Below are 12,352 nucleotides of genomic sequence, written 5' to 3'. Positions count from 1 at the left end.
CCCGCCAGTTTCCCCTTGAACACACTCATGACTGGGATGACTACGGCCAACGCGATTTTGGGCCAATGCAATTTTGGCAATAGATGCGAAACGGACTGCCATGCCTGCGCATCTCCCTTGCACAGACGTAAATCGAGGCAATACCAAAGGTACAGCAACAACAAAAATAGATGAAGTAGGGGGTGTAAGTGCAGGTTTCTGTTGCCAGGTACCTGCGAACCCCGCCTTAAGCTGCAAAGCCTAAGGACTTAGATTTCAGTCGCTGAAACCGCTTACGCGGCCATCGCAACTGGAGCACGATTGTCATTTGCAATTGTACATTTTGTACCGATAACGGTGGTAACTCACCGAAACAAAGCAACCCCTTTAGACGTTCGTCGATCCTATTTCGGCCCCATGATCCCCAAATGAAGGATGTTTGGTGGAGCCGCCGGGTACCGCCCCCGGGTCCGAACCGCTTATTACGAGCGCGTTTATGTCCATAGTCCCGAAGGACAGGATTAAAGTAGGGCTGCTAGGGGTGAATTGCAAGGGGCGCGATGCTGGGAAATTTCAGGGTCAGGGTCTGCTCATAAAGCATTGTTTAGCTTTATGTATCCGAATTCTCAGCCCTGAGACTTCGCCTTTCCAGCCTCCCGTGCGGCCCGCGCGGCGAATACACTCTGTGCTAACTGTTGGGTTTCCGCTTCCAAAGCGCTCAACCCCGCCGTCACGGCCAGACCGTTGCGCGCCTCTGCCGCATCGGCGATTGCCTCGTGCAGCGCGACGATACGCGCACGATCTCGCGCGGTGAAGGTGATCATATTCATCAAAGGCTGCATGGCTTCAACGGCACCGGCGAGTTGGTAGCTCAGCACCGGATTGCCCGCGCCATCCACCAGCGCGCGGTGAAAGGCCACGTCAGAGGCGCAAAAGGCCTCATCTGTCAGCCCCGGCTGCGCTTGTCGATGAATCTCAGCGCGCATTGTGGCAAGATGATCAGCGGTGCGCCGCTCTGCCGAAAGGGGAGCGCAGGCCCGCTCAAGCGCATAGCGCGCCTCGCAAGCGGTCTCGAAACTCACCGCATTCATCGACAACAGTAAGGTAGAGGTGGTGATCTGCTGGTCATAGGCATCGGGAAAGCTCAGACGGTTCACAAACGCGCCACCAGTGGCCCCACGCTGCGTGCGGATCAGCGATTGCGCAGCGAGCCGTTTCAGCGCCTCGCGCACCGTGGGGCGCGAGACCTCGAACTGCTCCGCCAATTCCGCCTCGGACGGCAAACGCTGGTCCACGATCAGCCGCCCGCCGATGATGGCATCACGGATGGCAGTAGCGATCTGCGCCGACAAGTCGGCAGGGTTGCTCGGGTCGATTTTCATATGTCTTACAATTAATGTTTGCGGGGACTTTAATTGTCTGACATTAAATTCACAAGAGCATCCACGAGGAGGGGGCGCGATGTCTGCAATGGTACGGTCTACAATGTGGCTTGGGTTTTTCGCCCTGATATTGGCCGCTTGGTGGATGATGTATGCCATGGCGACGCAGATGGACGTTGACCTGCTGGGACGCCCTGGTGCTATGGGCGAACGGATGCGGCAGATGGATCCGGGCATGGATATGTATATGCCCATGGCGCGGTTCTTTCCGCTGTTAGTGATGTGGGGCGCGATGATGGCGGCGATGATGGTGCCGACCATGGTGCCCACGCTGCGGGCTTACGAAGACCTGATGACCTCGGCCAATGGCACCCGCATCGGTTGGGCTGCCGTGCTTGCGGGCTACATTACCGTCTGGCTCGCATTCGCCGCGGGGATCGCGGGGCTGCAACTGTTGCTCTTACATGGCGGGATCATCGATATGCTGGGCATCGCCAAATCCCGCTGGACCGCAGCGGCGCTGCTGCTTGCCGTGGGCCTGTTTCAATTCACCCGCGCAAAGGAGGTCTGCCACGGCGTGTGCCACTCCCCAATGATGTATTTCATGGGCCATTGGCGACCCGGCGCCGCGGGCGGCTTTCGCATGGGGCTGGGCCTCGGCGTCTTTTGCGCAGGCTGCTGCTGGGGCTTTATGGTGCTGGGTTTCGCAGGCGGGGTGATGAACCTTGCCTGGATGGGACTGGCGACGCTTTTCATGATTGTCGAAAAGCTACCCCAAATCGGACATTACGTAACAAAACCAATGGGTTTCGCCCTGATCCTCGGCGCAGGCGTCGTGGCGGGTTGGCCCATGATAACAGGAGGATAATATGCCAAACAGAGAGATGACACCCGCCGATTGGGCCGTAAAAGGCGAGCTTTTCCTCAATTGCTCCTGCGACGTTTTCTGCCCCTGCGTGGTCAGCCTCGGCGCGCATCTGCCGACCGAAGGCCACTGTCACGCCTGGATGGGCATTGTGATCGACGAAGGCCATTTTGAGGGCGAAGATTTGGCGGGGCTGAACGTTGGCCTGTTGGTCGATATCCCGGGACGCATGGGCGAAGGCAACTGGAAGGTGGCTGCCTATGTCGATGATCGTGCAAACGAGGCGGCCTATGACGGTTTGTTGAAAATCTTCAGCGGTGCCGCGGGCGGGACCACGGGGCTGTTTACGATGCTGGTGAGCGAGATCATCGGTGCGGAGCGTGCCCCGGTCGAGATCATCCGCGACGGCAATCGCCGTGTCATCAACATTGGCCGCAAGATCAACGGAGAGATCGAACTCCTTGCAGGGGCCGTGCCGGGCGAGCCAGTGACGATCACCAACTCCAAGTACTGGATGGGCCCCAATATCGTTGCCGCGCGCGGCGTGAAGTCCAAAGTGCGCGATTACGGACGGGTTTGGGATTTCGGCGGAAAATCCGCTGAGGTCTGCGCGATTGACTGGCAGGGTACCAAGTGATTACCCCCGGTTACGCCCAAGAGATGGCCCGATACAACGCGTGGCAAAACAGGCAGTTAATAAGCGTTGTTAAGGTAATGCATGAGGATGCGTTAACGCAGGATCGCGGGGCTTTTTTTGGCTCGATTCTCAGAACCCTGAACCATCTTCTTTGGTGCGACCAAATCTGGTTGTCCCGTTTTGATCCGGCCTTCCCGAGGCCGGAAGGGCGGGACACCGAACTCTGTCCCACAGGTGCCGCTTGGTGCTCTGCGCGGCAAGAGTGCGACGCGGATATTTCGAGCTGGGCCGGGAACCTCCATCAGGATGCTTTGGATACCGATTTAGCGTGGCATTCCGGGATCTTGCAGCGTGATGTTAGCACCCCTTTGGCGCGAACTGTGGTGCATTTCTTTAACCACCAAACCCATCATCGGGGGCAGGTGCATGCCATGCTGACGAGCGCCGGGCAAGACGCGCCGGTGACCGATTTGATCTTGATGCCGGAGGATGGCTGATGGCTGAACTTTCCCCTTCACGCCGCATCCGGCGCACGCCCTTTTCGGCTGGCGTGGAGGCTGCGGGGGTGAAGGCCTATACGGTCTACAATCGGATGCTGTTGCCCACCGTCTTTGAAAGCACCGAAGCCGATTATCACCATTTGAAGAAAGCCGTGCAAGTCTGGGATGTGGCTTGTGAAAGACAGGTTGAACTACGCGGGCCGGACGCTTCTCGGCTGATGCAAATGCTGACCCCGCGCGATCTGCGTGAGGTGGCTCCGGGGCGCTGCGTCTATGTGCCGATCGTGGATGAGACCTGCGGGATGCTGAACGATCCCGTCGCCGTGAAACTGGCTGAGGACCGCTGGTGGATATCCATTGCGGATAGCGATTTGTTGTTGTGGGCCAAGGGGATATGCAACGGTTATCGTCTTGATGTCTTGGTGGATGAGCCGGATGTGAACTTATTGGCCGTACAGGGGCCGAGGGCCGATGACCTCATGGCGCGGGTCTTTGGCGATGCGGTGCGCGACGTAAAGTTTTTCCGCTTTGGTGAGTTTGAGTTTCAGGGCCGCGCTATGAACATCGCGCGCTCCGGCTACTCCAAACAGGGGGGGCTTTGAGATTTACACGGAGGGCGATGATATCGCCATGCCGCTGTGGCACGCTCTGTTCGCGGCGGGGCGCGATCTGGATGTGCGCGCGGGCTGTCCCAACCTGATTGAGCGGATCGAAGGCGGATTGTTGAGTTATGGCAATGACATGACTGATGATAACACCCCGCATGAATGTGGCCTTGGCAAGCTCTGCGACACGCAGGCTGCGATGGGATGCATCGGCAGAGATGCGCTGCTTCGGGTGGCAAAGGAGGGGCCAGTGCAACAGATACGCCCTCTAGAGATTTCGGGCGATCCGGTCCCGCTTTGTGACCGGGCTTGGCCACTGATGGCTGGTGACAAGCGCGTAGGGCAGGTGACCTCGACCGTGTGGTCGCCTGATTTTGCCGTGAATGTCGCCATTGGAATGGTGCGGATGACCCATTGGGATCCAGGCACCCGGTTGCAGGTCCAAACACCCGAAGGCGTGCGGGACGTAACCGTGCGTGAGAGTTTCTGGGCCTGATGCCCGGCATATTGAAACCTGAAAAGGAGATGAGCCATGAGCTTTAATGCATTGATTGTGAACAAAGACGACGAAGGCAAGACCCACGCCGAGGTTACCCAAATCACCGAAGATCAACTGCCCGACGCCGAGGTAACGGTCGCGGTCGAGTATTCCACCGTGAACTACAAAGACGGTCTTTGCATCGGACCGGGCGGCGGTTTGGTTCGGAACTATCCGCATGTGCCGGGGATCGATTTCGCTGGCACAGTCGAGACCTCAAGTGACGACCGCTACAAGGCCGGTGACAAGGTCGTGCTGACTGGCTGGCGCGTGGGAGAGGCGCATTGGGGCGGATACTCCCAGAAAGCGCGGGTTAAGGCCGATTGGCTGGTGCCACTGCCCGAGGGGCTCGACACACGGCAGGCGATGGCCGTGGGCACTGCGGGTTTTACCGCGATGCTGGCAGTGATGGCACTGGAGGACCACGGGATCAAGAATGGGCCAGTTCTGGTCACAGGCGCTGCGGGCGGCGTCGGCTCGGTCGCAACTGCGATCCTTGCCAATCTCGGCTATGAGGTGGCAGGAGTCACCGGCCGGCCCGAGACCGAGGACTACCTAAAAATCCTTGGTGCCAGCCGGATAGTAGCCCGCGATGAGATCAATGAGACAGTCAAGCGCCCGCTGGAAGGCGAGACTTGGGGCGGCTGTATCGACGCTGTGGGCGGCGCGATGCTGGCCCGTGTGCTGGGGCAGATGGAATATGGTGCGAGCGTCGCGGCCGTGGGCCTTGCAGGCGGAGCAGCGTTGCCTGCCACAGTGATCCCATTCCTGCTGCGTGGCGTGAACCTTTTGGGCATCGACAGCGTAATGCAGCCCTATGACAACCGTCTGCGCGCATGGGAGCGGGTGGCCAAAGACTTGCCGATGGAGAAGCTTGACGCGATGATCCACCCCGCGACCCTCAGCGATCTGCCCAAACTCGGCGCGGATATCCTGAAAGGTCAGGTCAAAGGCCGTGTGGTTGTCGATGTAAACGCCTGATATTGCCTTGGCACAGGGCGGCGTGGTTAATGGACCGCGCCGCCCCGACCGCCAGAAGGAGAGCATGATGGCCGACTATGACGACGACAATATCTTCGCCAAGATCCTGCGCAAAGAAATTCCAAGCTTCAAGGTCTATGAAGACGACAAGACCTATTGCTTTATGGACATCATGCCGCGCGCTGAAGGGCATTGTCTGGTGATCCCCAAGTCGCCCTGTCGCAACATGCTTGATGCCAGCGCCACTCAGTTGGCCGATTGCATGGCCACGGTCCAAAAGGTCGCCAATGGCTGTCTACGGGCCTTTGGCGCGGATGGGATTACCGTTCAGCAGTTCAACGAAGCTGCGGGCGGGCAGGAGGTCTTCCACCTGCATTACCACATCTTGCCCCGTCATGCGGGCGATAGTCTGCGTCCGCCGGGGGTGCAGGGTGACATGGACCGGATCCGCGAACAGGCCGATGCGATTGCAGCCGCGCTCGGGACAGGGTAACCCCCTCTCTTCTACGTCGCAGCAGGACGCCAAGACGTCGTTTTCTCCAAGTGTCTCAAGACGCTTGGCTGCAAAGCTTGCCCAATAGGCGCAAGCCTCTATCCTGTTGCACAGACGAAAAGAACGGACGTCGTACATTTGTAGGGCGATCCGTCATCATAAGAGGGAACAGATAATGAGCGATACAACTTCGCACGGCATCCCCGAGCCTGAAGGCAAGGCGGACGTGATTGATACCGATTATGAGATCGGTCAAGACAATATCGAACGGCAAATCGGGCCGTTCGGGCTGGATATTCACAATCCGGTCTTTCTGATTTCGGGGATCGCGGTGGTGATCTTTGTCTTCTATACGATTGCTCTGCCAGACCAGGCGGCCGGGGTCTTCTCGGCCATGTTTGATTTCACAACCAAAAATTTCGACTGGTTCCTGATTGGCGCCGCCGATCTGGTGGTGATCTTCGCGCTTTTGCTGATCGTAACGCCTTTCGGCAATGTTCGCCTTGGCGGCAATGAGGCGGTCGCGGATTACACCTATCTGGGCTGGTTCGCGATGCTTTTCGCGGCAGGCATGGGCATCGGCCTGATGTTCTATGGCGTGTCCGAGCCGCTGACGCACTTCTCGACCTCAATGGGCGAGACTACGATTGAAAACGGCCTTCGCACCGACTGGGCGCCATTGGGAGCCGCAACAGGAGACGAAGCCGGGTCGCTGCGCCTTGGCATGGCGGCGACGATCTATCACTGGGGTCTGCACCCTTGGGCGATCTACGCCATCGTCGCGCTGGCGCTGGCGCTTTTCACCTATAACAAAGGTCTGCCGCTGACGATCCGTTCGGCCTTCTATCCGGTATTGGGCGAGCGTGTCTGGGGCTGGCCCGGGCATATCATCGACATCATCGCGGTCTTTGCAACGCTCTTTGGTCTGGCAACATCGCTGGGTCTGGGTGCGACACAGGCGAATGCAGGCTTGAACGAGTTGTTCGGTGTGCCGATTGGCACCACATCTGAGATTGTGCTGATTTCGCTGATCACTGCTATTGCGCTAATTTCGGTTCTGCGCGGCCTTGATGGTGGTGTGAAGGTGCTGAGTGAGATCAACATGGGGTTGGCGGCATTGCTGGCGCTCTTTACGCTGATCGTCGGGCCGACAGTGTTCCTGCTGACGTTCTTCTGGGACTCACTGGTGGCCTACATTGAGTATCTGCCTGCACTGGCAAATCCCTTTGGCCGTGAAGACGTGAACTTCTCTCAAGGTTGGACCGCGTTCTATTGGGCGTGGTGGATCAGCTGGTCACCCTTCGTTGGCATGTTCATCGCCCGCGTCAGCCGCGGCCGCACCGTGCGCGAATTCATCGTTTGCGTTCTGTTGATCCCTTCGCTGGTCTGCGTGCTTTGGATGTCGATCTTCGGCGGCACTGCGATCCATCAGGTGCTGAACGACGGCTATACTGGCGCACAGGATGCTGGCTTGCCGCTGCAGCTCTTTAAGATGCTGGATCAACTGCCGCTCTCATCAATCACTTCGTTCATCGGCATCGTGCTGGTGGTGGTGTTCTTTGTCACCTCGTCCGACTCCGGCTCGTTGGTCATCGACACGATCACTGCAGGCGGCAAGGTCGATGCGCCAGTGCCGCAGCGGGTGTTCTGGTGCATCTTTGAAGGTGCCGTGGCCATCGCCTTGCTGATCGGCGGCGGCTTGGCGGCGCTGCAGTCCATGGTGATCTCCACCGGGTTGCTGTTTACGCTGCTCTTGCTGTTCATGTGCTACTGCATCTTCCGCGGTCTGCAGGATGAGCGGAAAATCCGCTAAGCAGACCCACTTGGCGAACTCTCCAGCGGCGGCTCCTCGGGGCCGCCGTTTTTCTTTAGCCGCTTGACCTTAGCGGCCTCCCGGTGGACCTTCGCGCCATGCATATTGATTCCGACTGGGTCCGCGCCCAATTCCCCGCCTTCGCCGAGCCGAGCCTTCAGGGGCAGGCATTTTTTGAGAACGCCGGTGGGTCTTACACCTGCCGCCAAGTGATTGACCGGCTGCATCGTTTCTACACCCAGCGAAAGGTGCAGCCCTACGCCCCCTATGAGGCGAGCCGTCTGGGCGGGGAGGAGATGGACGAGGCCCGCAACCGTATGGCCGCGATCCTTGGCGTAACCCCAGAAGAGCTGAGTTTCGGCCCCTCGACCACGCAAAACACCTACGTCTTGGCGCAGGCCTTTGGGCAAATGATGCAGCCCGGTGAGGCGATCATCGTGACCAACCAAGATCACGAAGCCAACACAGGGCCGTGGCGGCGCTTGGCCGAGCGGGGCATCGAAATCCGCGAGTGGCAGATCGACTCGGAGACCGGGCATCTGGACCCGGCGGACCTTGAAAACCTTCTGGACGAAAAGGTCCGACTGGTCTGTTTCCCGCACTGTTCCAACGTGGTGGGAGAGATCAACCCGGTGACCGAGATCACGGCGCTGGCCCATGCCGCTGGCGCCTTCGTCTGCGTTGACGGTGTGTCCTATGCGCCGCACGGCTTTGCCGATGTCGGGGCGTTGGGGCCGGACATTTACCTCTTCTCAGCCTATAAAACCTTTGGGCCGCATCAGGGCGTGATGGTCATTCGCCGCGCGCTGGCAGAGCTATTGCCGAACCAAGCGCATCACTTCAACGGCGATGTGCTGTACAAACGTTTCACCCCGGCGGGGCCGGATCACGCGCAGATCGCTGCCAGTGCGGGCATGGCAGATTATATCGACGCTTTCCACGCTCATCATATCGGCGGCAGCGCCGATACTACAGCGCGCGGTGTCGCTGTGCATGACGCGATGCGCGCGCAGGAGACGGCTTTGCTGCAACCACTGCTTGATGCGATGGCGGCGCGCAATTCGGTGCGACTAATCGGCCCCGGCGTTGCGGAAAAGCGGGCGCCGACGGTGGCACTTGCGCTTGACCGGCCCGGGATCGAGATGGCGCAGGCGCTGGCCGAGCGAGGCATCATGGCGGGTGGCGGCACCTTCTATGCGGGCCGAGCGCTTAGTGCGATGGGGGTGGATGACAGCAAGGGCGTTTTGCGCCTGAGTTTCACCCATTACACCACCAAGGACGAGATGGATAAACTGCTGAATGCACTGGATGATCTGCTCTGAACCTTGACCCCGCTGCGGGGGCGCTATGTTTCGGGGTCAACCTAGGAGCAAGGCCCCGACCGTGAGCGAAAATTCCCCCATTATCATGTGGTTCCGGCGCGATCTGCGGCTGAGCGATCAGCCTGCCTTGACGGCAGCCTGCAAGACGGGCCGCCCGGTGATCCCGCTTTTCATCCATGACGACCAGTCAAAGGCTCTGGGGGCCGCACCGAAGTTTCGGCTGGGGCTGGCTTTGGCCTGTCTGGGCGATACGCTCAAAGAAAAGGGCAGCCGCTTGATCCTGCGCCGCGGGGACGCACTGAACGTTCTGCGCGACCTGATTGAGCAAACTGGGGCAGGGGCGGTCTATTGGAGCCGCCTTTACGATCCTGCCGCGATTGAACGCGATACCAAAGTGAAGGATGCGCTGAAGGAAGATGGGGTCGAGGCCTGCAGCTTTGCCGGTCATCTGATGTTTGAGCCTTGGACGGTCGAGACCAAGACCGGCAGCTTTTACAAGGTGTTCACCCCCTATTGGAAATCCGTGCGGGGCCGCGATGTGGCAGAGCCTTTGGCGAACCCAAGCGAGATTGCCGCGCCCGAAGACTGGCCCGACAACGACACGCTGGACGATTGGCAGATGGACGCCCCGATGCAGCGCGGGCGTGATGTGGTGCGCCCCTATGTCCGTCTGGGAGAGGCCGCCGCGCAGGCGCGGCTGGGATCCTTCATCGCGCATATCGTCGAAGGCTATGATGAAAGCCGCGACATTCCGGGCGAAGATGGCACCTCCGCCCTGTCGGAAAACCTGTCGTTAGGCGAAATTAGCCCGGCGCAATGCTGGCACGCAGGCCAACGGGCGATGCAAGAGGGCAAGCGGGGAGCGGAGACCTTTTTGAAAGAACTCGTATGGCGCGAGTTTGCCTATCATCTGATGTACCACACGCCGCGCATCCTTGATCAAAACTGGCGCGAGGAATGGCAGGCTTTCCCGTGGAACGAGGACGAGCGCCGCGCGGAGGTGCTGGCGTGGAAACAGGGGCGCACCGGCGTGCCCTTCGTCGATGCTGCCATGCGCGAATTGCAGGTGACAGGGCGGATGCACAACCGAGGTCGCATGATCGTGGCGAGTTATCTGACCAAACACCTCATGTGTCACTGGCGGATCGGCCAAAAGTGGTTCGAAGAGCACCTAATCGACTGGGATCCGGCCAACAACGCGATGGGCTGGCAATGGACGGCTGGCTCCGGCCCCGATGCGACGCCGTTCTTCCGCATTTTCAATCCCGAGACCCAGCTTGATCGGTTCGACAAGGGCCGAGACTATACCCGCCGCTGGATCGCCGAGGGCCGGGCAAGCCCGAGCAAGGATGCGCTGGCCTATTTCGATGCCATTCCGCGCCGCTGGGGCCTCAGCCCGGATGACGACTATCCCGACCCGATCGTCGATCTTTCGGAAGGGCGCGAACAGGCGCTGGACGCCTATCGCAATCGTGATTTTTAAATTTTTGCGAAACAGCAGCCTGCGGTTACAGTAGGCGCCAAGAATAAGAACGGAACCGAGGTATGAAGCTGACGACAACAGAGGGGCAGAAGGGTCTGCCGCGCTATTTTCCGCAGGTCTTTGCCATGGCGCAGGCGATGCAGCATGGGCGGGTCGACTTCGTCTTGCCCGATGGCCGCGCGTTCCGGGCCGAAGGCGCGAAACCCGGCCCGGTGGCCGAGGTGCATATTCACAACGATGACCTCTTTGCCCGGTTGATCCGCGAAGGCGATCTGGGTTTTTGCGACGCATATCTCGATGAATGGTGGTCTACGCCGGACCTCCAAGCCTTCATGGATTTGGTGCATGCGGGGAATGAGACGGTCTATGACGGTTTCCCCGGCCAAGGGCTGCTGCGCCAGTTCGAGAAGTTCCGTTTCTGGTTACAACGCAACAACCGCAAACAGGCCAAGCGCAACATCAGCTATCACTATGACTTGGGTAACGCCTTCTACGGTCTCTGGCTGGATGAGACTATGACCTATTCCTCAGCCATTTTCGAGGGCGACGCGCAGCAATCCTTGGAGGCGGCGCAATTGGCAAAATACAAATCCATGGTCGACCAAATGGGCGTGCAGCCCGGCGATCATGTGCTTGAGATCGGCTGTGGTTGGGGCGGTTTCGCAGAATATGCCGCCGCCGAGCGTGGGTTGAAGGTGACGGCGCTGACCATCAGCCAAGAGCAGTTCAACTACGCGCAAGACCGCATCGCCAAGGCGGGCCTGTCGGACCGCGTGACCTTCAAACTGCAAGACTACCGCGACGAGACCGAGAGCTATGATGGCATTGCCAGCATCGAGATGTTTGAGGCGGTGGGCGAGAAATACTGGCCGGTCTATTTCGACACGCTCCACCAGCGGCTGAAGCCGGGCCGAGCGGCGACTTTGCAGATCATCACCGTCGCCGACCGCCGGTGGGAGGTCTATAAACGCGGCGTGGATTTCATTCAGAAATATATCTTCCCGGGCGGCATGCTGCCCAGCCCAACCGTGCTGCGCCAGCAGGTTGAACGCGCGGGGCTGGTCGTGGACCGCTCGATTGAGTTTGGCAAAAGCTATGACATCACCCTGCGCCGCTGGCACGAAACCTTTAACGCGAAATGGGATCAGATCACCGCGCTTGGCTTTGACGAGCGCTTTCGCCGGATGTGGAATTTTTACCTCACTTCCTGCGCTGCGACATTTGACAGTGGAAATTGCGACGTGACGCAGATTACGGTACGGCGACCTGTGTGACCGCCCCTGCGGTCCGACCCCGCTAGGAGCCGAAAATGCCGACTGGTGCACGACTTATGGCAGCGATCTCGCTCGCGGTGCTGGCCTTTATCCTGTCGGGAATGGTCGTGCCCTTAATGCCGGAAAGCACAGATTTCGGGTACTTCCTGCCGCTCAACATGGTTCTGGGCCTTCTGGTCGGCTGGCGTGTGATGGGCAGGCGGGCCGGGCGGGGAACTACGGCGGCGATCAACAACGGTCTGGCCGGAGTCTTTGTGCTGATGCTCTGGGCAATTTTCTTGCAGGCTGCGAATGAGATGGTCCGTCTCGCCTTGCGCAATCGCTATGATGATCCCTTTGAGGCCATCGTCGCCATTTTCCAGATTGGGGCTGAGTTCGGCGTGATGATTGCCACTGTACCCATGGGCGTAGCGCTTGTAGTGGGTGCCGTGATCTCTGGTCTGCTGACCGAATTTGCCCATAATCGGTGGTCCTAACTCC

General features: G+C 59.4%; 11 protein-coding genes, 1 other RNA gene and 1 pseudogene. 11 read left to right on the top strand and 2 right to left on the bottom strand.

All coding sequences use genetic code 11. The features are described 5' to 3' along the window. Positions 1-187: 187 nt before the first annotated feature. Positions 188-535, bottom strand: a transfer-messenger RNA (tmRNA) gene (ssrA, locus tag K3759_RS08065). A gap of 70 nt (positions 536-605) precedes the next feature. Beyond that, on the bottom strand, positions 606-1,361 hold the full coding sequence (locus K3759_RS08060) for a FadR/GntR family transcriptional regulator (protein ID WP_259985501.1): 756 nt from the start codon (positions 1,359-1,361) through the stop codon (positions 606-608). Positions 1,362-1,440: 79 nt separating this feature from the next. Between K3759_RS08060 and K3759_RS08055 the strand changes: the two genes are divergently transcribed. From K3759_RS08055 to K3759_RS08005, 11 genes and pseudogenes are all read left to right on the top strand, one after another. Then, positions 1,441-2,229, top strand: a complete 789-nt coding sequence (locus tag K3759_RS08055; RefSeq protein ID WP_259985499.1) for a DUF2182 domain-containing protein — start codon at positions 1,441-1,443, stop codon at positions 2,227-2,229. Position 2,230: 1 nt separating this feature from the next. Further along, positions 2,231-2,863, top strand: a complete 633-nt coding sequence (locus K3759_RS08050) for a DUF1326 domain-containing protein (protein WP_259985497.1) — start codon at positions 2,231-2,233, stop codon at positions 2,861-2,863. Beyond that, positions 2,860-3,360, top strand: a complete 501-nt coding sequence (locus tag K3759_RS08045) for a DinB family protein (protein WP_259985495.1) — start codon at positions 2,860-2,862, stop codon at positions 3,358-3,360. The genes K3759_RS08050 and K3759_RS08045 overlap by 4 nt, the downstream gene beginning before the upstream one ends. Next, positions 3,360-4,464: pseudogene (locus tag K3759_RS08040) on the top strand (dimethylsulfoniopropionate demethylase). Before K3759_RS08045 ends, K3759_RS08040 begins: the two are co-directional and overlap by 1 nt. Before the next feature lie 36 nt (positions 4,465-4,500). Then, positions 4,501-5,487, top strand: coding sequence for an acryloyl-CoA reductase (gene acuI, locus K3759_RS08035; protein ID WP_259985493.1), 987 nt, complete (start codon positions 4,501-4,503; stop codon positions 5,485-5,487). Between the two features lie 67 nt (positions 5,488-5,554). Beyond that, on the top strand, positions 5,555-5,980 hold the full coding sequence (locus K3759_RS08030; protein ID WP_259985492.1) for an HIT family protein: 426 nt from the start codon (positions 5,555-5,557) through the stop codon (positions 5,978-5,980). Between the two features lie 175 nt (positions 5,981-6,155). Beyond that, the gene (locus K3759_RS08025) at positions 6,156-7,793 is read left to right on the top strand and encodes a BCCT family transporter (RefSeq protein WP_259985491.1); all 1,638 of its coding nucleotides are present in this window, start codon (positions 6,156-6,158) and stop codon (positions 7,791-7,793) included. A 98-nt stretch (positions 7,794-7,891) separates the two neighbouring features. Next, complete coding sequence (locus tag K3759_RS08020; RefSeq protein WP_259985490.1) at positions 7,892-9,115, top strand: aminotransferase class V-fold PLP-dependent enzyme; 1,224 nt, start codon at positions 7,892-7,894, stop codon at positions 9,113-9,115. A gap of 61 nt (positions 9,116-9,176) precedes the next feature. Further along, positions 9,177-10,598, top strand: a complete 1,422-nt coding sequence (locus K3759_RS08015) for a deoxyribodipyrimidine photo-lyase (protein WP_259985489.1) — start codon at positions 9,177-9,179, stop codon at positions 10,596-10,598. Between the two features lie 62 nt (positions 10,599-10,660). Next, complete coding sequence (locus K3759_RS08010) at positions 10,661-11,872, top strand: cyclopropane-fatty-acyl-phospholipid synthase family protein (RefSeq protein WP_259985488.1); 1,212 nt, start codon at positions 10,661-10,663, stop codon at positions 11,870-11,872. A gap of 35 nt (positions 11,873-11,907) precedes the next feature. Next, positions 11,908-12,348, top strand: a complete 441-nt coding sequence (locus tag K3759_RS08005) for a TrgA family protein (protein ID WP_259985487.1) — start codon at positions 11,908-11,910, stop codon at positions 12,346-12,348. Positions 12,349-12,352 lie beyond the last annotated feature (4 nt).

Source organism: Sulfitobacter sp. W027 (assembly GCF_025143985.1).
Lineage (GTDB): Bacteria > Pseudomonadota > Alphaproteobacteria > Rhodobacterales > Rhodobacteraceae > Sulfitobacter.
Note: the sequence above shows the minus strand (reverse complement) of the source record. Positions and strands in the feature narration are given on the sequence as shown.